Raw genomic sequence first — 23,842 nt, 5'->3', positions numbered from 1 at the left:
AAGATCACCGGGCAGTCGTGCGATCGCGACTAGCCCGAGCAGGCACGAGTGTCAGGTATCTGCTGTCCCATCATTGAGTATTTAGGTCTATGGTTGTCGCATCCCAATCCTTAGAGGCGCTTTGCGTCAATTCGATTCGTTTTTTGGCTATTGATGCTGTTCAGAAGGCAAATTCTGGTCACCCTGGTCTACCGATGGGGGCGGCTCCCATGGCCTATGTGTTGTGGGATAAGTTTATGCGCTTCAATCCCAAAAATCCCAATTGGTTCAATCGCGATCGCTTCGTCTTGTCAGCAGGGCATGGTTGCATGTTGCAGTATGCGTTGCTTTATCTGACCGGATACGACAGCGTTTCTCTAGACGACATCAAACAGTTTCGTCAGTGGGGATCCACTACACCGGGTCACCCCGAAAACTTTGAAACCCCTGGTATTGAAGTCACAACTGGCCCTCTTGGGCAGGGCATCTGCAACGGCGTTGGTTTGGCGATGGCTGAAGCTCATCTAGCGGCTCGTTTCAACAAGCCCGACACTACGATTGTGGACCATTACACCTACGTCATTTTAGGTGATGGCTGCAATATGGAAGGCGTCTCTGGCGAAGCCTGTTCTCTAGCAGGACACCTAGGGCTAGGTAAGCTCATCGCACTGTATGACGACAACCATATCTCCATCGACGGCTCTACTGACATCGCTTTCACTGAGGACGTCTCGAAGCGCTTCGAGGCTTATGGCTGGCACGTTCTACACGTTGAGAACGGAAACACAGACTTGGATGCCGTTGCTCAGGCGATCGAAGAGGCTAAAGCCGTCACCGACAAGCCGACCATGATTAAGGTCACGACCACCATTGGCTATGGGTCTCCTAACATGGCAGATACGGCTGGTGTTCACGGCTCTCCCTTAGGCGGCGACGAAATCAATCTCACTCGTGAATCTTTGGGCTGGGGTTATGGCGATTTTGAAGTCCCTGAGGATGCGCTAAACCACATGAGAAAAGCTGTGGAGCGAGGCGCCAGCTATCAAGCTGAGTGGGAGGAGACGCTGGCAACCTACCGGACACAATATCCTGAAGAGTCTGCGCTGTTTGAGCGGATGCTGTCGGGCAAGCTGCCTGAGAACTGGGCCGAAGCGTTGCCCACTTACTCAACGGATGACAAGGCGATCGCGACCCGGAAAACCTCTGAAGCCACATTGAATGCTTTAGCACCCGCTTTGCCTGAGCTGATTGGGGGGTCTGCCGACCTCACCAAGTCCAACAATACCTTTATGAAGGTCTCCGGTGATTTCCAAAAAGGGGCTTACGAAAACCGCAACATTCGTTTTGGGGTCCGTGAGCACGGCATGGGTGCCATTTGTAACGGCATTGCACTGCATAGTTCAGGGCTTATTCCCTACTGCGCTACCTTCCTGGTATTTGCCGACTATATGCGGGCAGCAATTCGCCTATCAGCGCTGTCTCAAGCCGGTGTGATCTATGTTCTAACCCATGACTCTATTGGTTTGGGCGAAGATGGACCCACCCACCAGCCGGTAGAAACCATTGCCTCCCTGCGCGCTATTCCTAATTTGACGGTTATTCGCCCCGCAGATGGTAACGAGACTTCGGGAGCTTATAAGGTTGCCGTTGAAAATCGCCAGACGCCGACTCTGTTAGCCATGTCTCGCCAGGCGCTGCCTCAATTGGCAGGATCTTCGATTGAAGGAACCGCTAAGGGGGCGTATGCGGTTGTGGACTGCGACGGCACGCCTGACCTGATCCTGATTGGTACCGGTAGCGAAGTCCAGCTCTGTGTAGACGCCGCTGAGCAACTCACCACATCAGGTCAGAAAGTTCGCGTTGTTTCGATGCCGTCTTGGGAGCTTTTCGACGCCCAAGATGCCGACTATCAAGAGTCTGTTCTTCCCAAAGCGGTAACCAAACGTTTAGCTGTGGAAGCCGGTATTGGCATGGGCTGGTGCCGCTATGTGGGTGCTGAAGGCGATGTCATCAGCGTCGAGCGATTTGGTGCGTCAGCTCCGGGCAAAACGGTGCTGGAGAAGTTTGGCTATTCCGTTGAAAACGTCGTAGCACGGGCAAACGCGCTCTAATCGGTTTCGGAATCGCTGGAATAGGGTTCTAGCTCTCTAGGCTGAGGCACCAACCAGCACCCGAGTATTGGGTACATCGCCATCTGGATCGCTGTCTTGTTCTAACAGAACTGAACACGATGGCCATATCGGAAAAAGGGAGCTGTGCAGCTCCCTTTTTCCGATATTTTGTTGATATGGCGAGCTAGCTACGGGTAAAGAGACATCTAGAATCCAGGTAAGACAGCTTCACTTGTCCATCTTTTGAAGTGATCAAGCATTTTTCCTGGGGTTCGCTACGGTGATAGAGGCATATCAGATACCTTGTTTGAGAAAGGGAGCGATCGCATGGCAACTTATCTAGTGACCGGGACAAACCGAGGCATCGGTTATGAATACTGCAAGCAGCTCCAGCAGCAAGGTGAGAATGTAATTGCCGTTTGTCGCTCCAGTTCAGATGAGCTAGACAAGCTGGGGGTTCGCGTTGAAACCGATGTCGATATCACCTCTGATGAGTCTATTGCTCAGCTCGTCAGCAAGCTGGAAGGCATTACTCTAGACGTCCTGATTAACAATGCCGGTATCGTCGAGCGAGTGAGCTTGGATAATCTCGATATTGAAAGTATTCGTAAACAATTTGAGGTCAACGCGATCGGACCTCTGCGCCTGACCAAAGCACTGCTCCCGAATCTACAAACAGGTAGCAAAATCATTATGATGACCAGCCGCATGGGATCCATCGATGACAACACATCAGGTGGCTCCTATGGCTACCGTATGTCCAAAGTTGCGATGTCGATGGCAGGTAAATCTTTAGCGCAAGACCTTAAGTCACAGGGAATTGCTGTAGGTATTCTGCATCCTGGGCTGGTGAGTACCCGCATGACAGGATTCACGCAAAACGGCATCACCCCTGAAGAATCTGTGAAAGGGCTATTAATGCGAATCAAAGAGCTGAACTTGGATAACACCGGAACGTTTTGGCACAGCAATGGTGAAGTCCTGCCCTGGTAATCTAAGAAAGTTGCTTAAAGATTAAAGAATAGATGCCACCCGTGCTGTAATCTTGCGTGACTGTTATCTACTGCTGTCTGATTCTGTAGAGGCTTCCAAGAAATCGCAAAATTGCTGAATGTTGTTTGATAAATCCTCGTAGCAGTCAGCAAGCCCGTCCACAAGTTCTTTCAAGCGAGTTGGTTTGAGGTTGAAGGTGTAAACGTTTCTGACTACGTGACGAAAACCTCGATAGTTGTCCAAACATAGGCGAGTGTCATGCTGAATAACTAGCGGGCGGATCGTCTTCACCTCAGCCGACATCTGAATGAGCAAATTTCGATGCCAATCAGGACCTGTTGGAATGACACCATCAATTTCGCGAGCGATATCTTCCAAAATACGTTCAGCTCCTGTATAGAAGCTGTGCAAATTCAGGGCTACTCCATCTAGATAGTCTTCGTCTTGGGCGGCTTTGGCTAAAAGGCGTTGAGCACGTTCGATAATGATTTCGAGATCTGCTAGTTCAGCACGAACGCGAGTAGCTAAGACAATTGCTTCCGGATTCATAACGCTCTGCCTGCTTCAATGGCGCTGACCAAACGGGGTGGAATTGCTTCTCCTTCGATTAAATCAATTGCAAAACGAGAATCCAATCCCTGTAAACGGCCTACCGCGCGGTAATACTCGCTCGGATTGATGCCCCAAGCAACAAGATCAATATCTGAGCGCTCGTGGACAAACTCGTCTGATAGCATGGACCCAAACAATACCACCCTATCCGCTTGAAAGTCTTGCTTCAGCATCTCCGCAGCTTGTTGAGCGACCTGTTGAGCTAATTGATATCTGACCTTTAAGCGATCGCGCTTGTCTTGATGCCTACGCTTGGCAGCCGCTCGATATTCAGCCATTTTTTCCGGCGGGATCGGCAACATTTAGCAAACTCCGTCGGCAAATCCTTAGGTCGATCCTACCGCAAATTGCAGATTGCTCGGATCAGCTCGATTCGCCAGACCCTATATTTAACCGGTATTTCATGCTTCTAGTACCGCTACGCGGAATTCAAAATACCCTCCGGGAAGGGCAAAGCCCTACGAAATTCAAAACTAAGGCAGATAAGTTTTCCGAGCATTTTACAGGGTGAGCCTATTTCTGCCGTAGTGTGCCTAGTCTCCCACAGCTTCTCGTTGATCACGGGACGTATTGTCAATTCTCGATGACAGTTCTTTGAAAAGCTGGGCCAATTTACTTCGATCGCAAGATGAACCCGTCATCAAAATAAACCAGAATTTCACCTGCGACCAAGGGTAAAAGGGTCGTTGAGTAATAGCAGAGAATAGTGTCCGTCTCACCTGCGGCATAGACCTCTTACAGCATCCAGCCTTCTCATTTTCGTTTTTAAAGAATCTGCTTACATGTGTTTTCCATCCAACAAAAGACTATGAACTTTGATACCTATGTGCCCGAAAGTAAGTTCGATGAATACTTTGTGTCACCTGGACAACCGCGTGCTGAAGCAAAACCTATTTTGGAATGGTTTCAACAGCAAACTTCGTACAATCTTCCAGACATCAAAGCTGCTGCTGAAGACGTGTTGAGAGAACTAGGTGCGACGTTCAGTTTTGAAGGTGAAGAGCGAGTTTTGCCGTTTGATCCACTACCTCGACTTATTAGTGCGACAGAATGGCAAACGTTGAATTCAGGACTGCAACAGCGCGTTACTGCACTCAACCAGTTTTGCGCTGACGTTTATGGGGACCAAAAAATCCTACAAGATGGCGTCATTCCTAGAGAGGTGATTGAATCAGCAGTTCGATTTAGAAAAGACTGCATTGGCATGAAGCCTCCCGGAGATATCTGGTGCCACATCAGCGGTATTGACCTAGTTCGCAATGGGGATGGTAAATGGTGTGTTCTGGAAGATAATCTGCGCGTACCCTCCGGTATTGCCTACGTGCTCAAGAATCGTCAGGCCATGGAGCATGTAATACCCGACATGATCAAAACTTTCCGGCCTAGCCCAGTTAATGATTACGCCCAGCAGTTGAAGCAGGTTTTGGACAACGTTGCTCCCTCTGCAAACGAAAACCAAGCGCTAATCACACCGGGTCCTTGCAGTTCAGCCTATTCTGAGCACGCGGAACTAGCAGAGCAAATGGGTATTGCTCTGGTGACCCCTCAGGATCTCGTTCTGCAAGATGACTATTTACATTACCAAAGCGATCGCGGTCTCCATCGCATTGACGTAGCCTATCGCCGGGGTGACACTGAAATGTTTGAAGCTTTCAACGCTGGCGACCCGTATCCTGATGGTGTCGCCGCTATTGTGGACCTGTGCCAGAAAGGACGATTGGCTTTGGCTAATACCATTGGTGCAGGCATTGGCGACGACAAGGTTGTTTATGCTTACGTTCCTGACATCATTCGCTATTACCTGAGTGCAGATCCCATTCTTCCCAATGTTGAGACCTATCTCTGCTGGCGGGAGCAAGATCGGGCCTACGTACTCGACCATCTTGATGAGCTAGTCGTCAAGGCGGCCAGTGCAGAGGGCGGTGAAGGGATGCTGGTAGGTATCAACTCCACAGCAGAAGAGCGAGCTGATTTTGCTGAAAAAATCCGTCAGAATCCTCGGGGTTATATGGCTCAGCCAACAATCTTTCTATCTCAGATTCCCACTGTGATCGACGGTTCTATGCAGGGGCGACATACGGACTTACGCCCTTATGTGTTACACCAAGGCGATCGCATCCATGTTCATCCAGGCGGCTTAACTCGGGTTGCGCTAGAAAAAGGTCAGCTTGTCGTGAATTCGTCTCAAGGCGGCGGCGCAAAAGACACCTGGGTTCTGGCATAGATTAACAAGTCCAGTGCAATCTCCAGCACCACAGCGATAGCCTTCTAAGGCAAGATAGAAACAGCAAAGACAACCTCAAGTCACGGTCACGATGAGCTTACCGCCCCTGATTCCTCGCGTTATTCTTTTCGGAAACCCCCAGCGCAGCCGCCCCCGCCTGTCGCCAGATGGCAAATACCTGGCCTATATCGCCCCGGACGATAACAACGTGCTACAGGTGTGGCTGCGGGATCCGAGTAGCGGCGATCGCCAGCTTACTCAAGACAAAAAGCGCGGTATTCGGGCCTATTTCTGGACATACCAGGACAATCGACTGATCTACCTGCAAGACGCCGATGGAGACGAGAATTTCCATCTGTATTTAGTAGATATTGTGACTGGCATGGTTCGCGATCTCACCCCTTTCCAAGGGGTTAAAGCAAACCCGGTTGAACTTGATCCTGATTTTCCAGACCTGGTTCTGATCAGTCTCAATCTTGAAGACCGTCAGAAGTTTGATGTCTACCGGGTTAACCTCACCACTGGCGCAATCGAACTCGACACTGAAAATCCCGGCAATATTGTCGGTTGGACTGCGGATGCTCAGTTCCAAATCCGTGCTGCCACCGCAGCTACGCCCGATGGCGGCTCCGAACTGCTTTATCGCGCCACGCCCACAGATGATTGGGAAAGCCTACGTCGTTGGGGACCCGATGATGAAGGGGGAGCGGTCAGCTTTTCTAAAGATGGCCAAACCCTCTATTTGGTCGGCACCCACGAGGCCAATGCCCAGCGCTTCATCGCGCTTGATTTAGACGACCGAACCGAAACTGTGATTGCCGAAGACCCACAATACGATATCGGCAATGTCTTAACTCATCCCACTGAGCGCACCATTCAGGCCGTTTCCTTCTACAAAGACAAAGAAGAATGGACGATCCTCGACGAAGCTATCCGTCCAGATTTTGAGGCGCTATCCCAAGTTCGACCCGGTCAATTCGCGATCGGCTCCCGCACCCTCGCTGATGACCAATGGCTGGTCGCTTACCTCACTGATGATGGTCCGGTGTATTACTACGAATACGATCGCGCTAGCAAATCCACGACTTATCTCTTCAGCAATCAGCCGGAATTGGAAGATCTGGCATTGGCCGCTATGACACCGATTGAGTATCAGGCCCGCGACGGTCTCACCATTCACGGCTACCTAACGCTGCCCACTGGCGTTGAAGCCAAGAACTTGCCCACAGTGCTTTTTGTTCACGGTGGTCCTTGGGCACGGGACATGTGGGGCCTGAATCCACCGGTGCAGTGGCTCGCTAATCGGGGTTATGCGGTGCTGCAGGTGAACTTCCGAGGGTCCACAGGCTACGGCAAAGATTTCGTCAATGCGGGCAATCGTCAGTGGGGCAAAACCATGCACGATGACCTCATCGACGCAGTGAACTGGATTTGTGACCAGGGTATTAGCGATCGCGCCAAAATTGCGATTATGGGCGGCTCCTATGGCGGCTATGCCACGCTGGCAGGCTTAACCTTTACCCCAGACGTGTTTGCCTGCGGTGTAGATATTGTCGGCCCGTCGAATTTACTGACGCTCATCCGCAGCGTGCCCCCCTACTGGCAACCAATGATGGCGATGTTTTCTCACCGTGTTGGTGATATTGAAACCGAAGAGGAGATGCTCAAGGAGCGATCGCCCCTATTTTCTGTGGACCGTATCGAGAAGCCGTTGCTCATCGGTCAAGGGGCCAACGACCCTCGCGTCAAAGAAGCAGAAAGTGAGCAAATCGTTGAGGCTATGCAGCAAGCGGGCAAGCCTGTCGAGTATGTGCTTTACACCGACGAAGGTCATGGATTTGCCCGTCCAGAAAATCGCCTGCATTTCTACGGCATTGTCGAGGAGTTTTTGGCGAAATATATCGGCGGTCGTGCCGAGCCTGCTGCTGAAGTTGCTGGACATAGCGGCGTTGTGAGATAAAAGCAATGAATTCACACATCCGGATTCGTCGCTTGGGTTAACCGCATCCACATGGGCAGTTGGGTCTCGCCACCGCCTTCGATGCGCTCTAGAGCTGCCGCCATCTCCACCCGCACGTCAAATTCAGATTCCTGGTCCACAGCTCGTTGCAGAGCGTCAACCACAGTCTGATCACCCAGTTCTGTCATAAATCGAGCCGCCCGCCAGCGCACAAGTTTGGATTCATCCGTCAGTGCCTCAGCCATCGTTGCTAGGGCACTGACATCACCAATATCACTCAGGGCGTCACCAGCAATCCGACGCACCATTGCCGAAGGATCGTGACACACCACATGACACAGAGGAGCAACTGCAATTTCTAAAGTACTGGCTCCCAACAGGGCTGCTGCCCAGCGGCGGAGAGTACTTTTCTCATCGTTGAGCAGCGAAACTACAGCTGCAAAGTTGTCAGCAGTAACATCAAGCTGCTGTAGTGCTTTGAGCCGATGTTTCCAATTAGGGTGGCTCAATTCCGCTACCAGCCTCTGTTGCTGCGTCCCATCGTCAGGAAGATTGTCGGCAGTTCCCTTAGCTATAGCAGCAGTTTCAATCCGGGCTAGTTCTTCCGAGTCGACTAAACTATCGATTTCATCGGCCACTACTTGAGCCACCGTATCTGGTGTACCAACCGGGGCCTGATACGGTTCCCAGCGTCGTTCTGCCACATAGTCAGCCCCCGTTGCGCTGATAGCCCGCTGAAGTGCCTGGCTAAATCGCTCCGGGAGGGAAACGCGGGCCTGCTGCCCGTCAGCTGCAGTGGCCTTGACCTGCACCGGAATGCCGCGAAACGTCTGGATTACCACCTCTACCATGCCCAAAATCTGAGCCGGGCATACGGGCCTCGTTTTCAACGGACTGGACAGGTTTGGCGACTTGGGTCAGGAGCTTATCATCTGCATTGTCCGCTATTCCAATGGTCTCAGCCGCTTTGATGAGAATGGGCTGCCAGTCTGAACTACCTTGACGAATTAGGGTAATAAAGTCTTGGACCGCAAAGACAGACTGTACGCCCTCAATGGTCAGCAGCTGTTGGACCACTTCAGGAGTATCTGGTGCACTGCTGCCTTTTTGGACGGTTAGCGCTTTGAGGCTAATAATTTCGTCTAGGTTGAGCTTGATGCAATTGGGGCTGGGGGTGGTTTCGATGGAGAGCAGTTGCATGATGTGATGAAAATTTAGGATATGCCCACCCTAACTCTCCGTGTGTGTACTGGGGCATTGCTTACCTTACAGGCCTCGTGATTCAGTTTCCCGGTATCAAGACCCATTGGCAGGAGCGACGGTAGACCCGGGTTCGTAGGTCATGTGAGTTTGGGATAAGCAATGAAAGGCATGATTGATATAGCTGTAGCCATCTAGGTTTGTGCATTCCCAATAGCATCCGGGTGCTTGGCATAGGCCAGATGGCTCACCGTCTTGTCCTAAGGGAACTGGCGACGGCTATATTTCGCGTCTGCCAAAAGCAATTGAACTGGTGCTGATGGATGCTGACTATTCAGAGCGAGCAACGAGAGTTCATCATCTCGAAAGTTGGATTCAACAGGGTCACGAAGGCTCAAATTAAAGAGAGTAAGGTCGTGCGGTGCTGTTTTTGAATCAGATTAATTAAAGTTAGCTTTAGCCATCTAAAATCTTTCGTGTTCTCAAGTTCAACGTTAGCGTTGAAAATCAGAGCTAGCAAATTTAAAGCAATGCGAAGTGTGCAAAGCAAATCCTTTCACCTTGCACACTTCATTCAGCATCAGAAGGTCGCGATCTAGAGCAATTACGGGGTTATGTAGTTACCGTGGACCCAATAGAGGTTACTGCCGATACGGATGCGCATCCATTGATTGCAGTCCATATCCCATCCCTCTCCAGTCACCGTAACCCGATTACCTGAGTCCAACGTGAAGAGAACTTCAGCATCATAACCCAGTCCTGCTCTCACATTGACAGGTCCATCTATGACGAATGCCGTTCGATACTGACTGGGTGAAAGGGGAATCACTTCCCAAATGTTGTAGCCATCTGTCCATGTAGCCTGTGAACAGACCGCGCGCACAGGAACTTCAGCACGAACCTCGCTTACCAAACCAATCAAACTGGCAAAAACAATAGCGCTACCAAACAGCAATTTTTTCATCTGAGATCACCTAAACAACAAAGAAAGGAACGAACAGATGTACTTTTTCCTGCAAGAAAAAGTAGCCTTATCTCTGTTAAAAAGATGACTTTTTATCATAAAAAAGTCATTATCAAAAAAATCAGTTATGTTCAGATAAAACTTCAGAAGAACTATTTATTCCAATTTAGATAAAACTTCAGGAAAAGTCAGTTTGCTAGCTTTTCCAAAATATTTGCTTAAAGATTGTGGCGCTCAAAATAGCGTTTTCGTGACATAGGGGCTGACGTATCGTAGGCTCCGAAAACCCTTCAGCGAGCGGTGTTTGAGTCTAATATCCTCCATCAGGGGGCCGTTTTAGGACACAATATCAGCCTCACTGCACCAGTTAGCCATTCTGTATCGCTGTAGTCCCATAGTTTGGGACCATTTTGAGCGCTAGATTGTTGCTGTAGAAGGGTTTGACTCATCCTGTTGCTGTTTTCGACAAGGGCCTAATAGCAGTCCGTCCGTTCCTCTGTGCAGCTCAGACGGTACTCAAGAAAAAAAGAGCGGAAGTTGGACAAAAGTACAACTTCCACTCTCTAAATGTTCTTTATGACCTGCATCAGCAGTTAAATCGAGAATCTTTGCCAGACGTAACGCAATGTGAGCATTGCTACTTTGATTAAGATTCTCTGCTCCCATTTTTGGAATGGGAGCGATCGCCTTACCTAAAAATCATCTAGATTTTCAGGGGTGAATTGAGGTCTACCTTCAGCTCGGCCAAATCGGATGAAGTGCTCCATACCACTAGAGAAGGCGCCTTCTGCAACAGCATTCGCAATATCCGGGTTAGATCCTAGATAGGCTGCCTCATTGAAGAGGGGGCCTGGATTACGACCTTCTTTCTGCCCCGAAAAGACATAGTGCTCGTAGCCTGATTGGAAGGCACCAATATTAACAGCTTCGGCAACGTCTGGATTTTGGCTCAGATAGAACGCCTCCTCATAGAGCAAGCCAGGCATCCTACCCTCAGCGGCACCATTTTCAACATAGTGTTCAAACCCACTGCCGATTTGCCCCGCCTTGATGGCATCAGAGATATCGGAATGGTTATTGACATAGTCATTGAAGTCAAAGACTTTGCTAGCTGCCCGGAATTCTTTATGCCCAAATTGCAGATAGTGAAGCAGCCCGCTTTCAAAGCTGCCGTCCTCAACTGCCGCCGCAATATCGGCATTTTGATCTAGATAGAACGCTTCGTCATAGTAGTAGCTGGGGTTGCGGCCCTCTGCCAAACCGAAGTTTACGAAGTGCTCAAATCCACTACTGAAGGCTCCCGAGTTAACGGCTGCTGAAACAGACGGGTATTGACTAAGGTAATAGGTCTCATCAAAGATGGCTGATAGGGCAATGCCGCCAACGGACAAGTCCAGTGCAGGCCCTGCGTAGGCAACGCCCTCGTCTAGTAAGTTGAATCGAACATACTGCTGCATGTTGAAGACAACGGGGGGTATTTGATCCGACTTCACCTCAAAGGATTGTTTCGCCGCGAGGCTGCTGACGCCATCGGTGACCTCGTAATTCAGCTCAACAGTGCCGACATAGCCGGCCTCTGGCGTGAAGACAAAGTTGCCGTTTTCGCCGGTGGCGATCGCCCCCGTATCCGCAGTGACATTCTCAATACTCAAGAAGTCACCTTCATCGATATCGAAGAATCCTCCGATCAGAGTAGTAGAACTGATGGTCCGCGCTGAATCCTGAAGTGAGGTGGAAATGACGCCAGTGGCTTCCCCTTCAGGTGCATCATTGAGTCCGTTGATGGTGACCGTTGCGGTCTGAGGCACAGAGTCACCGGCAGCATCAGCGATGCTGTAGTTAAAGGTCAGGATTTTGCTGTCTCCCTCAGCTAACGAATCATAGGCACCTGGATCAATGTCGAGATTGGTACCGTTCAAAGTGACCCCAACACTGTCCTCAGGCAGCGTCAGATTAACGCTCAAGACCTCATCATCAATATCTGCCGCGTTCTGTAGCAGATCCAAAGCAAAGAGCGCGTCATCTTCCGTTACCACACCCTCAATCGGTGCACTGACCGTCGGCGCATCGTTGACGTTGTCAATGTTAAACGTGAGGGACTGATTCTCTAGCTTTTCACCAGCATCATCCTGAACGGCGTACGTCAGTGTCACTGGGCCAGCATAATCAGCATCCGGAGTGAAGACGAAGTTGTCACCATCGGCACTGATCGCTCCGTTGGTCGCCGTGAGATCAGTAACCGATAGCGTTTCATTCCCATCAACATCGACAAATCCTTCCAGCAGATTGGCACTGAGAAGCGTGACAGGTGTGTCTTCGGTGCCTGCCGGAAGCGTCCCAGTGGGGCTGCCAGTGGGGGCATCATTGACATTGCTGATCGCCTGCACGGTTGGCTCACTCTCAACCGTTTCCGAGAAACCAGCATCATCTTGATAGCTGACGATCGCCCGTAGGAAGAAGCCGACTTCAGCATCCCCTGGGGTGAAGGTCTCTCCAACGGCCCCTTCAATATTTTGCCAATCGTCGCCGGGGGCATCGCCGACCGCAGACGCCCTCTGCCACTGGTAGGTATACACAGCGTTCGACAGACCGTCGGCATCTTCCAACCCGCTGGTGTTCACCGTTAGCGTGGTGTCTTCCTCGGGTGAACCGCTGATGCTAACGGTTCCGGTTGGCGCATCATTAACTAGCCCGACCTCGAAGGTTCTCGTGACACCTGCAATCTCAGCTTCGCCATCCGACACGTCATAGGTCAGAGTGACGGTTCCAGTGAATCCATCGGCTGGGGTGAAGCGATAGCCTCCCTCTTGCAGAGTGATAGCCCCAGATCCTGAAGAGACTGTCAGATTTTCTACTGTCAGCTCATCACCATCAATGTCGCTAAAACCATTCAGCAGGTCAGAGGCCACAATATCCAGCGGCACATCCTCATCAGTTCCGGTGATTTCCGCCGTGAGGGGACCGCCTACAGGCGCATCATTCTGAGGCTGGATTGTGAAGGACCGGGTAACTTCTTCGGTGTTGCCGCCGTTGTTGTCGGTGACCCGATAGGTCAGGGTGACTTCGCCGTTGAAGTTCTCAGCAGGGGTATAGGTGAAGGTCCCGTTTTCGTTGTTCTTGATTGTGCCTGTGGGAGCATCGCCGGAGACAGAGGGTTGGACCGCGATCGCGAACAGAGCATCACCATCGGTATCTTCAAAGCCCTCTACCAATACGCTGTTATCGATAGTATGGGGCGTATCTTCCAGGCCATCTGCAATCGTTCCAGTAGGCAAACCTTCAGGGGCATCGTTGGCGGCGATTACGTCGAACGTGAGTCTCTGATTGTTGACCTTGCCGCCGTTACCGTCCGTAATCGAGTACGTCAACTCCACAGGGCCAACATAGTTTTCGATAGGCGTGTAGGTGAACGGTCCTAAGCCATCGCCAACGTCTGAGACCGTACCAATATCAGCAAACAGGCTCGTAATCTTCAGCGTGTCGCCATCAACATCCGTGAAGCCCGCAGTTAAGGCACTCAGATCAATGGTGAATGGCGCATCTTCTGCCGCATCTCCAATCAGCGTTGGATCAGGAGAACCGGTAGGATTGTCGTTAACGGCAGACACCTCAAAGTCTTGTGTGACGCCCGTTACGTTGCCACCTTGTCCATCCGTAACCGTATAGGTGAGGGTTACAGGACCATTGAAGTCTTGCGCGGGTGTAAACGTAATCGTTCCATTCCCGTTATCTACAATGCTGCCGCTGCCGCTGCTAAGGTTCAGGTTGGTGACGCTCAGGCTGTCGCCATCAACATCCGTGAACCCGTTGGTTAGCTTGGTAATATCAAACGTGCTAGCAGTATCTTCATCCGTGTTCGGAACAGTGTCCGTGGGACCATCTTTCGTCACTGGAGCATCGTTCGCCGGGGCAACTGTGAAGGTGCCTGTGATGGGGGCAGAGCTATTCTCTCCATCCGTGACGGCATAGGTGACGGTCACATCTCCACTGAAGTCCTGAGTTGGGGTGAAGGTGAAGGTCCCATTACCGTTATCAACCAGCGTCCCTGCGGCACTATCGATGAATGGATTGCCGCCTACCGGAACAACAGAAATAGGGTCGCCCTCCGGATCAGTAAATCCCTCTGTAAACAACCGCCGAGGAATGTTTTTAAGTTCCTTGTCTTCAACCGCACTGATGTTCAGGAGGGGAGTGAAGGAATCATTGGGAGCAGGCGCATCATTGGCCCCAAAGACACTGATTTTGACAGTTTCACTTGTGCCATCTAACGCAGAAACTTCAAAGATGTCACTGACAGTGTCGTCCTCGGTCAGGGCATCAGTGGCAGCCTTAGCATCATCTAGCGTGTAGGTCCAGCTACCGGATGCGTCAATTTCAAAATTGCCGTAGGTTCCCTGTCCTGCTGAGTCGCCTGAGTTGATGACCTGAAACTCCTGCCCAGCAGAATCAGGATCAGTAATAGTCAAGTTACCCGTGGCGGGAGTTTGCTCGTCCTCAATAACAAAGCCAACCGTATCACCGTCGATAGTGGCGGCATCATCCGTACCGTTGATGGTGATCGTCACATTCGTCTCGGTCCCATCAAAGCTCTTGACGGTAAACACTTCGTCAAGGGTTTCACCCACCGTCAAATTTTGAATCTCGGTGGCGGCATTATCGACAGTGTAGGTCCAAGCCCCATTTGCCTCGATTGTCAGATTACCGATCGCGCTACCCACTTTAGTGGCACTTCCAGCAATGAAGACATCTTCTCCAGAGTCAACATCGGTGATTGTCAGCTGTCCAGTGGTGATCAGGTTACCTTGATCAACTGATTGGTCCTCAGTCACATCACCGCTATTCGTACCACTGACGTTAGACGCATCATCGACCCCAGTGATGGTGACTTGAATATCGGCAGTTGTGCCGTCTACCGTTTCAACCGTGATGGTTTCGACTAATTCGCCAGCGGGGTCTCCTCCCCGTGCCCCCGGCAGGGACTGGATGGCCGTTTGAGTATTGTCGGCACTATATTCCCAGAGGCCGTCTTTAGCGATCGTCAGCGTACCGTAGTTGCCTACATGGGTGTCTGGCTTAAACTCAGCCTCACCCGTATCCGTATCATTGACCGTTAGCTGACCGTTGACCAGCAGCGTGCTCGGAAAGGCATCTTCGGTAATGGTTCCGGTTGAGACACCGCTAACCGATGCTGAGTCACTGGCTCCTTGAATGGTGATGACAATGTCCTGGGTCTCGGTTCCGTCTTTGCTGGTGACGGTAAAGGTGTCCGTTAGAGTATCTTCTGCGCCCAAAGCACTGATGTCGGAGTTGCTGTTCGCAACGGCGTAATTCCAGTTGCCGCTGGCATCAATAGTCAGACTGCCATAGGTACCTCCAGCGACAGTGGTTTGAAACTCGCTTTCACCTGCGTCTGGGTCGCTAATTGTTAGGCTCCCGGAGACCGTCAGATCATCGTTTTTGTCAACAACATCCTCAGTCACGCTGCCGCTAGTGTTACCGCTGATGACGGGAACATCGTTCTCGCCGGAGACCGTTACGGTTGCGGTCAGGTCTTTGACAACTTCAATCCCGTCAGTCACGCGATAGGTGTAGACAATGACTTCACTATCCCCTGCACCCAAATCATCGTAGGCGTTGGGGTTCACCTGTAAAGAACTCCCCGAAACAGAAACCCCTTTGGCATCGCCACTCGTCAGGTTGATAGAGTTTGCAACTAAGGTATCGTTTGTATCAGAGTCAGTGACCACACTAGTGAGATCGACGGTAAAGGCATCGTCTGATTCAGTGACCGTTTTATCAATCAGTGGGCCAGCCACAGGAGCATCATTGACACCCTTGAAGGTGATGGTTGCTGTTTGAGGCGTGCTGCCCCCGTCGCCGTCCACGATGTCGTAGGCGTAGGAAACAACTTTCGTTTCTCCCTCGGCTAAAGCGTCATAGGCCGTAGGAGACACCTTAAGGTCGCTGCCACTGACTTCAATTCCTGGAACCGTCTCGCTAGGAGTCAAGTTGGTTACAGAGATGCCTTTGCTATCAATATCCGAAGCACCTGCGAGGAGATCAACGGTGAAGGGGCCTGCCTCATCTTCGGTGAAGGAAGCCGCGATCGCCTCACTCACAACAGGGGCATCGTTCACGCCTCGAACCGTGATGGTGATGGTCTCACTTTGGGTTCCATCCAGCGAGGTCATCACAAACGAGTCGGTTAACGTGTCGCTTGCTCCCAAATTCTGTACGGCAGCTTGCTGATTGTCGAGAGCGTACGTCCAGTTGCCCGCTGCATCTGCCGAAACGGTGCCATAGCCGCTGTCGCTGCTCTCATCAGTCAGTGCCACAAACCCCGCTTCGCCAGCATCCAGATCGGTGATCGATAAACGCCCTGTTGCCGTTAGCGAGACATCCTCGGTCACCTCTCCAATCTTGCTTTCGCCAGGACCATCGCTACTAATCGTGGCGTCATCATTAACACCGTCAATAGTGATGGTGATCGTTTCAGTCGCCGTGCCGTCCTTGGAATCGATGGTGAAAACTTCGGTTTCTGAAGCACCCGCCGGCAGGCTGTCAACCGCTTGATCGAGTTGGTAAGACCAGTTCCCGCTGGATTCCATGGAGAACGTGCCATAACTTCCAGCAGCATCTTCAACGACTTGGAAAACTGCCTCGTCAGTGTCAGCATCCGAGACAGAAAGGGTTCCTGTGACGGGAGCCGTATCATCTTCGGTAATGGTTTGAGCCTGACTATCGCCGTTCTGTAAGCTGATCGTAGCGCCATCGTTGGTCCCTTCAACCGACACTAAAACGGTTCTGGTGGTACCGTCCGTTGTGGTTACCGTGAAGGAGTCGGTCTTAGTCGTGCCTTCTGGTAGGGCATTGACTGCGGGTGAACTATCCAGCACATAGCTCCAGCCCCCATTGGCGTCAATGGTGAACGTGCCGTAAGTTCCCGTTGCGGCACCATCGCTAGACGTAATGGGCTGGAAGAAGGACTCATTTTCATCCACGTCTTCGACAATCAGAGTCCCTGTTGCGGACAGAACCGTGTCTTCCTTGACCGCACCGCTAAAGTCACCCGTAATGGTAGGGGCATCGTCCGTGCCTTCAATATTCACCGTGAAGGATTGAGCGGTGCCGTCTGCCGTCTTGATCTCAAAAACGTCTTGCTTAATGGCCCCCTCAGCGATCGCTGCCGTGGCGGAACGGCTGTTGTCCAGAATGTAGGTCCACTTTCCGTTGGCAGAGAGGGAGAAAAATCCGTACGTGCCGGGTTCATTGGACTGGGTCATGAAGGCGGATTCAGCTTCGCCATCTGCATCCGTTACCGTTAGCTCTCCGGTTGCAAAGGAGGTGTCATTCTCCTTAATGCCTGAGACATCGGTGTCGCCTGTGATGACCGGGATATCATTAGCACCAGCAACACTGATATCAATCGTTGCGGTCGTACCGTCATCCGTCGTCACGGTGAAGCTATCCGTTGCGGAGGCACCACCAGGCAACTCGTCGTTATAAGTGTATTGCCATTGCCCGTTAGACGTGATGGAAAAAGTACCGTGGTTTCCAGCTTCATTGGTGATGGGCGTGAATGCACCAGATTCGCCATCGTCAATGTCGGAAGCTGACAGTGTTCCAGTCGCCGATTCCTGACTGTCCTCAACAACACTGCCGGAGAAATCACCCGTGATGACTGCCGGGTCATTCACATTTTGAATATCAAACGTGATGGTGTCTTCGTCAGAGAGCTGGGCACTATCGGCAACGCTGACGGTCATCGTCACAGAGCCGACGAAATTAGCTGGAGGCGTGTATTTTGTCCCCTCTAAGGCAGCAGCGACCTGAGACTGAGTGGCGTTGAGGATAGTCACCACGTTCGTGCCATCGTTGATGACGCTGATGCCTTCACTGTTGCCCAACGTAATCACACCCTGATCGCTGGGTACGGACAGCACGACCCTAAACGAGTCGTTGGCATCGGCATCATCAATGGTCAAAGCATTGCCGTTTTGAGCCGAGAAAATATAGTCATGGTCTTCTAAAGAGGGAACGGTGCTGTTCAGCACGCTGCTCTGGTTAGCCGGAATATCATTCCCATCGACGACGTTAATGGTGATGTCTTGAACGCTGCTGGCCCCCAGATCATCAGTAGCCTTGACCTGAATCTCATAGCCGTTGTCTTGGTTGGCATCCTGAGGGGCTTCGAAGTCAGGTGATGCCAGAAACGTCACGGCCCCAGTAGAACCGTCGATATTGAAGAGCGCATTGTCAGCGATCGCTGAATCTAAGGAATACGTGATCGGCGTATCAGAGTCGCTGGCGCTCGCGGTAACAGCTGTGCCCGTGGTGTTTTCTACAAAGTCTTCAGGTGTGACAGCGTTGAAGACGGGCGGGTCATTCGGAACCCCCGTAATCTGTTCGGTCGCCGCGCTCGATAGTTCGTTGTCCGCAAAGCCGCCATCATCGGTATAGCTAACCACGGCACGGACAAATTTGCCCACGTCCGCCGCAGACAACACATAGGTGTTCTGATCGGGAGCATTCAGAGAGGTCCAACCGCTCACGCCGTCTGCTGAAGCTTCCCACTCATAGTTGAAGCTGGCAGTCGTGGTGCCATCCTGATCAGCGATCGAAGGCATCGCAGTCAGCGTATCCCCTGATTGGAAACCGGGAGACCCGTCGCTAGTGACCGTGATACTACCAGAGGGCTGATCATTAGCGTTGACAATTGAAATATTGACGTCTTGGGCAACGTTAGCCTTGCTGTCTGTTGCTGTGATAGTCACCTGGTAGACATCGTCGCCATCGTCACTACTGCCGCCTTCCAAGTCAAACGACGAACCCGGTGTAAGGGTTGCGGTGCCATCTTGGTTATCTGTCAGGATGAACCGGTTGGCGTCTTCTCCGGTCAGCGTCAAAAATGAGATGGGGTCGCTGTCAGCGTCAGTCACCGTGACTGTGATAACTGGATCAGTTGTGTTTTCAGAAAAAGAGACTGGATCAGGAACAGCATTAAAAACGGGGAGTTCGTTAGAGGTATCCGCAGGGGTAATCGTGAGGCGGGCCTGATTAAACGTGCCTGCAATACCAAACGAAGTGTCGAAAATTCTGAGTTTCCAAGTACCCTGTACGGTTTTTCCTTGAAAAGCGGAGAACGGATTGTCGGGTTTAGCTTGGCGATCGTACAGAGGTGCCCCTGTGACATCGTTGGTGTTGTCATCAATGGGGCCAGCGAATGCATCTCCCAACAGAATGTCGAAATTATCGTTACCGTCACTGATTGAATCAATGAGGGTGACCGTTGTGCCATCAGGAGCTTGAAGCTCAACCCTGATTTGTCCCCGGTTTGCATGATCGAGGTTCAGTCCCAGCGTAATGTCTTCGACGGTAAAGCCAGCAGGCTGTCCGGTCAGATCAAAGTCAATCTCTAAACCATTAACGGTGTCATTATCTGGAATGGAGCCAGGAGTAGAAACATCGGTAACAACATCGGCAAAAACACCCGCGTAGGTTTGTTGAGCGCTGGTGGCGATCGCCGCTGGCTGCTTGGCTCCCCCCACAACGGTATCTAAATGCCAGCTCCCCCCCTTTGCTGCGTTCCCGACCGGGGAGGTGCTGGCGGCGATCGCGGCGCCAGTCAGCTTCCGCAACTTAGCCATGAATTCTTCTCCAGCATCTCCCGCAGCAACATGACAACCGTAGAGATAGAGAGCCGAAAAGTGATGGGGTAGTAGAGATGTTGACGAGGGGAACCAAGTCTTGAGGACCGAGGCGTATTGGTCCAGCGTCGAAAGACTGAGGTAGGTATTGCCTAAAGCAAGGCTCCCAGGAGCACCGTGGGAGATGATGTGGATTTCCCGTTGAACAGCAGCAGGTGCAGCGTGAAGGACAGCATTAATTTGGGCGACGCCGTCCTGATCAGAACCGAGTACGTGAATGTGATAACCGGGTTGAACACCGCTAATGAGGTGCTGAATGTCGGAAACATTAGCATCAACAAAAACGAAAGCTTGAACTGTCTGAGACATTATTGGAATCCTAGTCGCGAGTGAAAAGCCGAGCTGAAAGCAACTCAGTAATGGAACGAAAAACGGCAGATAGCAGTGAAATAAAACAGTGGAAATGACTCAGTACTAGTACCGCTACGTGGAATGCAAAATTCAAAATTCAAAATTCAAAATTCAAAACTAAGGCAGATGGGCTTTCCCAATGTTTTGAATGGTGAGTCTATTTCTGCTGTAGGTACTAGACAGGTCGTTGGGAAAGGCAACAAAGCACTTTTGAGGTTTAGTGACTCAAATTCGCAGATCTTTTAGAATGCGCTCAAAGCGAGCTTCATGTTCTTGAAGATCTTAAGCTCGCCAAGTTTTTGTATTAACAATCAGGAAAAGAAGTACGGCAAATGCATTGCTTTCACCGGCCTGATTCCCAATACTGTCAAAATATCAATCTCTAGAGTTTAGCTTTTCAACCATTGAGTCTTGAGGGGGCAGGGTAGAGATTGACACGTTGACTGTTAACCAACAGAATCGGCTAATTCAATAGTTTGCGAATTTAATTCAGTACACCTTTTCCTGTCGCAGTTAAAGAACTGAAACCATTTATTCGGTATTGATAACCTTCAAATGCTATTTGATTATTCAATGTGGCAGGCACAAAGAAACTTACTTAATGAGGCCATGATGCAAATAAGTCATTGGCCCGGTGTTTGCTACCCTTCTCCATCTCTTAAAGGGAGCTATTTGAAATGTCTTGAGAAGATCACCTGCATAACGGCGTTGTTGGACATTAGCCGACATGCAGCCACAGGCAAGACACACCATGGGTAAATGCATTAGAACCTCATTTGCTCTATTAGATAAGGGGAAAACGACATCAAACAACTGAGAAACTGACTTTTAAAATCGCTGCTGCTTTTAGGGTCCAAAAACTAGCCCTAACAATTCAGAATTTTCAACCGGGAACTCAGGAGGGGGCACATGCAGCATATTCTGAGTTACATCATCAAGTCAGCCTCAGCAGTGGGTGATTGTGAATCACAATCTGATACTGCCAAACTGATTTATTCCCAACAAATACGAAAAAATCACGTAATTCAGGCAAATATTGAGACTCGGAACACTGAATTAGACTAAAGTTGGAAATTTTCAGATCGCTTTCTCAAGCCATCAGAATCTATCTCCAAGATCTGGATTTTTCCTAAATCATGTTTTATCCGACATTCCGCAGGTTGACAAAAATTAAATCAGGAGATATTTACCGACAGCAAGGCAGCTCCATAAGCCAGATAATCTTGTTGCATTCTTCAGGGAGGTTGCTGACCTGCTGTCTGCCCGTGCTCATCACCAGATGAATGGCCCGAAACTTCTGCCATATCTACCGCAAAGTTGGTCTGTTGGTCGGTCGTTACTTCTAGTCAAGCACCGTTTCATGTTTCCAGACCTGCTACGAACATCAGGTAGAGCAACCCCATATCGGATAGGAGCTGCATCACTGGATCTTGGGTATTGGGCAGGTTTAGCCCCTAGGCCCAAAGACAGTGCCAGTGGCCAGCAATCCGACCAAACCGGGTAGGTTGATGCGCTCGAATAAGATCAGGACAACCAAAATGACGGCAATCAAGACCGCAAACGCGACGATGGGTTCACCACTTAGGTGTTAAGGCAGGGTGGTCATAAATAAATTGCCGAATGTGAGGTCTAAAACAGTAAAAATTGCATCGTCAGGATGCTTTAGCCATTAATCGCCGGATTTTAGGGAATGCCCTCGGCCTCGATCAATCCATTTCGTAGCGCAATGATGACCGCTTGGGTGCGATCGCGCACCTCTAGCTTTTGCAAGATAGAGTGAACATGGACGCGAACCGTACCCGCTGCAATGTAAAGGGTTTCAGCAATTTCAGAATTACTTTTGCCGTTAGCCATCAGCGCTAATACCTCGCGTTCTCGCTGAGTCAGGGGATTTTCTTGCCCCGAGTCGGGCTGAGCAGCCTCGGCAGTGGGCTGCTGAAACTGAGCGCGAATCTGCTCCGTGGCCTGGGCATCCCACCAGGAGGCTCCTGCCGCCACCGATTGAATCGCTAAAATCAAAGACTCCGCTGCTACTCCTTTTAGGCAATAGCCTTGAGCTTGGACTTCGATGAGACGATTAATTAAGGTGGGCTGAGAATGGGACGTCAATACCAGAACAGGTAGATTGGGCAGCCGCTGCTTGATTTGCCGACAGGTTTCGACCCCGCCAAGCCCCGGTAAACCAACATCCAAAACCACGATGTCAACTCCCTGCTGTGTCAGCAAATCGAGAGCCGTTTCACCGTCTTCGGCTTCAGCGACGATTTCCAGCGTAGATTCTTGCTGTAATCGCGTCGCCAAACCCAACCGAAACAGTTCGTCGTCTTCAACTAGCAAGATCTTGAGAGGTAGGGTCATGCTGTCGATTGACTCGTAGCGGGCAAAGGCAACTCATGCATGTAGGCAGGTAAGCGAAAGGCAAAGACTGCACCGTTGGCGTGAGATTCTGCCCAGATTCTACCACCGTGGGCTTCAACAATTTGACGGCTGAGGTAGAGCCCTAACCCTGTCCCTTTGGCTTGGCGATCGCTCTGACCTTGATAGAAGCGATCAAATAAATGCGGCAGTTCATCGTTGGGAATGCCCTGCCCCTCATCGACGATTCGAACCTGATAGTGGCCGTGGCTAGCCCCCATCACGACTTGAACCGAACTCCCGCGCCGAGAATGATTGACGGCATTTGACAACAAATTGACTAACACGCGCGACAATTGAAGGGCATCACCATTGACACAATAAGCTCGGCGAAAATCAGACTCTTCGTCCCTGACTCGCAAATGAATTTGACGCGACGTTGCCAGGGGCACGACATCAGCCACGGCTTCCTCTGCCAGGATGAACAGATCAAGCCGCTGGCGGTGCAGTCTCAGCCCTTCAGCATCGTTACGGTAGACATCCATTAGGGTTTCAACCAATTGCAGGGTCTTTTGATGACTGCGGGTCATCACGTCGAAAACCCGGCGTTGGGGCGGCGAAACTGAACCGAAGTTTTCACTCCGTAATGCCTTTAATGTCTCCAATGCCCCTAGCAGCGGGGTCTTCAAATCGTGGGTGAGCGTCGAGACAAAATCTTCTCGCATTCGAGAGAGTTGCTCTTGAGCCTGAAGCTGTAAGCGTTGCCGCGTAATCGCCTGCTCGTATGCCTGCAGGCGATCGCCCAGCCAACCTGTGACCGCTAGTGCCAGCACAGCGATCACCCGATTGGCGACGGTTGCAGGAGTCACCACCCCGATTCCTGGCACCAGCAGATTTAGTAGGATACAGGCAATCGCGATCGCCGTTACCCAAATCGTTGCCCGACGGCTGAGGCGAGTACTGGCAATCAGCACCGCCCCAACGTAGAGATATCCAAACACATAGGGCGGCGGTGTGCTGTACTCCAGCAAGATGATTAGCACAAAAATGACACTAATCAGCCAGTGAATGCGATGGCGGGCCTGAATTAACTGTTCAAAGTATGAGGCAAGTCTAGACCAAAGCATAAGGGCCAATTAGTTGACGGACAAAGGGCAGCAAGCGAATCAAACAGTTAGTTCTCTATTTTAAGAGTCAAAATGCCTCAGCAGACCAAATTTATACCAGGTGATATAGGCGTTTAGTTCCCTGTCTAAACATTCATAAATAAGTTGGCTTTCTTGTCTAAATCGCGTCATATAAATTTGATATAAACCTCATTCTATATCTTGTCAAAAACAATCTGAATGAGAAATAGTAATATTGTTAGCTCTAGCTCAATTGATC

Annotated in this window: 12 protein-coding genes; 4 read left to right on the top strand and 8 right to left on the bottom strand. The window is 50.8% G+C overall.

Annotation, left to right across the window (positions count from 1 at the left end; all coding sequences use genetic code 11):
* Positions 1 to 89: 89 nt before the first annotated feature.
* On the top strand, positions 90 to 2,090 hold the full coding sequence (gene tkt, locus PN498_RS03805; protein ID WP_272061353.1) for a transketolase: 2,001 nt from the start codon (positions 90 to 92) through the stop codon (positions 2,088 to 2,090).
* A gap of 327 nt (positions 2,091 to 2,417) precedes the next feature.
* The gene (locus PN498_RS03800) at positions 2,418 to 3,083 is read left to right on the top strand and encodes an SDR family oxidoreductase (protein ID WP_272061352.1); all 666 of its coding nucleotides are present in this window, start codon (positions 2,418 to 2,420) and stop codon (positions 3,081 to 3,083) included.
* A gap of 63 nt (positions 3,084 to 3,146) precedes the next feature.
* Here PN498_RS03800 and PN498_RS03795 read toward each other — a convergent pair whose 3' ends face one another.
* Together PN498_RS03795 and PN498_RS03790 are read right to left on the bottom strand one after the other, a co-directional pair.
* A complete protein-coding gene (locus tag PN498_RS03795) occupies positions 3,147 to 3,632 on the bottom strand; it encodes a hypothetical protein (RefSeq protein WP_272061351.1) in 486 nt (161 codons plus the stop codon).
* Positions 3,629 to 3,997, bottom strand: a complete 369-nt coding sequence (locus tag PN498_RS03790) for a nucleotidyltransferase domain-containing protein (RefSeq protein WP_272061350.1) — start codon at positions 3,995 to 3,997, stop codon at positions 3,629 to 3,631. The genes PN498_RS03795 and PN498_RS03790 overlap by 4 nt, the downstream gene beginning before the upstream one ends.
* A gap of 506 nt (positions 3,998 to 4,503) precedes the next feature.
* Here PN498_RS03790 and PN498_RS03785 point away from each other — a divergent pair.
* Together PN498_RS03785 and PN498_RS03780 are read left to right on the top strand one after the other, a co-directional pair.
* Entirely contained in the window at positions 4,504 to 5,919 is a 1,416-nt protein-coding gene (locus PN498_RS03785) for a circularly permuted type 2 ATP-grasp protein (protein WP_272061349.1), read from the top strand.
* A 91-nt stretch (positions 5,920 to 6,010) separates the two neighbouring features.
* Positions 6,011 to 7,879, top strand: coding sequence for a S9 family peptidase (locus PN498_RS03780; RefSeq protein WP_272061348.1), 1,869 nt, complete (start codon positions 6,011 to 6,013; stop codon positions 7,877 to 7,879).
* A gap of 11 nt (positions 7,880 to 7,890) precedes the next feature.
* Here PN498_RS03780 and PN498_RS03775 read toward each other — a convergent pair whose 3' ends face one another.
* From PN498_RS03775 to PN498_RS03750, 6 genes are all read right to left on the bottom strand, one after another.
* A complete protein-coding gene (locus PN498_RS03775; RefSeq protein WP_272061347.1) occupies positions 7,891 to 8,730 on the bottom strand; it encodes a virulence factor in 840 nt (279 codons plus the stop codon).
* A complete protein-coding gene (locus PN498_RS03770) occupies positions 8,666 to 9,079 on the bottom strand; it encodes a NifU N-terminal domain-containing protein (protein WP_272061346.1) in 414 nt (137 codons plus the stop codon). Before PN498_RS03770 ends, PN498_RS03775 begins: the two co-directional genes overlap by 65 nt.
* 604 nt (positions 9,080 to 9,683) lie before the next feature.
* Positions 9,684 to 10,043: an SH3 domain-containing protein gene (locus PN498_RS03765; protein ID WP_272061345.1), complete on the bottom strand. Its 360-nt coding sequence runs from the start codon at positions 10,041 to 10,043 to the stop codon at positions 9,684 to 9,686.
* A gap of 692 nt (positions 10,044 to 10,735) precedes the next feature.
* The gene (locus PN498_RS03760) at positions 10,736 to 20,059 is read right to left on the bottom strand and encodes a VCBS domain-containing protein (RefSeq protein ID WP_272061344.1); all 9,324 of its coding nucleotides are present in this window, start codon (positions 20,057 to 20,059) and stop codon (positions 10,736 to 10,738) included.
* Positions 20,060 to 21,784: 1,725 nt separating this feature from the next.
* Positions 21,785 to 22,459 (bottom strand): response regulator transcription factor, encoded by a 675-nt coding sequence (locus PN498_RS03755; RefSeq protein ID WP_272061343.1) that lies wholly within the window; start codon positions 22,457 to 22,459, stop codon positions 21,785 to 21,787.
* Entirely contained in the window at positions 22,456 to 23,583 is a 1,128-nt protein-coding gene (locus PN498_RS03750) for a sensor histidine kinase (protein WP_272061342.1), read from the bottom strand. The genes PN498_RS03755 and PN498_RS03750 overlap by 4 nt, the downstream gene beginning before the upstream one ends.
* Positions 23,584 to 23,842 lie beyond the last annotated feature (259 nt).

Source organism: Oscillatoria sp. CS-180 (genome assembly GCF_028330965.1).
Lineage (GTDB): Bacteria > Cyanobacteriota > Cyanobacteriia > Phormidesmidales > Phormidesmidaceae > Halomicronema.
Note: the sequence above shows the minus strand (reverse complement) of the source record. Positions and strands in the feature narration are given on the sequence as shown.

Coding starts and splice junctions, on each gene's coding strand:
- tkt (WP_272061353.1), top strand. CDS start 90: ATGGTTGTCGCATCCCAATCCTTAGAGGCGCTTTGCGTCAATTCGATT.
- PN498_RS03800 (WP_272061352.1), top strand. CDS start 2,418: ATGGCAACTTATCTAGTGACCGGGACAAACCGAGGCATCGGTTATGAA.
- PN498_RS03795 (WP_272061351.1), bottom strand. CDS start 3,632: ATGAATCCGGAAGCAATTGTCTTAGCTACTCGCGTTCGTGCTGAACTA.
- PN498_RS03790 (WP_272061350.1), bottom strand. CDS start 3,997: ATGTTGCCGATCCCGCCGGAAAAAATGGCTGAATATCGAGCGGCTGCC.
- PN498_RS03785 (WP_272061349.1), top strand. CDS start 4,504: ATGAACTTTGATACCTATGTGCCCGAAAGTAAGTTCGATGAATACTTT.
- PN498_RS03780 (WP_272061348.1), top strand. CDS start 6,011: ATGAGCTTACCGCCCCTGATTCCTCGCGTTATTCTTTTCGGAAACCCC.
- PN498_RS03775 (WP_272061347.1), bottom strand. CDS start 8,730: ATGGTAGAGGTGGTAATCCAGACGTTTCGCGGCATTCCGGTGCAGGTC.
- PN498_RS03770 (WP_272061346.1), bottom strand. CDS start 9,079: ATGCAACTGCTCTCCATCGAAACCACCCCCAGCCCCAATTGCATCAAG.
- PN498_RS03765 (WP_272061345.1), bottom strand. CDS start 10,043: ATGAAAAAATTGCTGTTTGGTAGCGCTATTGTTTTTGCCAGTTTGATT.
- PN498_RS03760 (WP_272061344.1), bottom strand. CDS start 20,059: ATGTCTCAGACAGTTCAAGCTTTCGTTTTTGTTGATGCTAATGTTTCC.
- PN498_RS03755 (WP_272061343.1), bottom strand. CDS start 22,459: ATGACCCTACCTCTCAAGATCTTGCTAGTTGAAGACGACGAACTGTTT.
- PN498_RS03750 (WP_272061342.1), bottom strand. CDS start 23,583: ATGCTTTGGTCTAGACTTGCCTCATACTTTGAACAGTTAATTCAGGCC.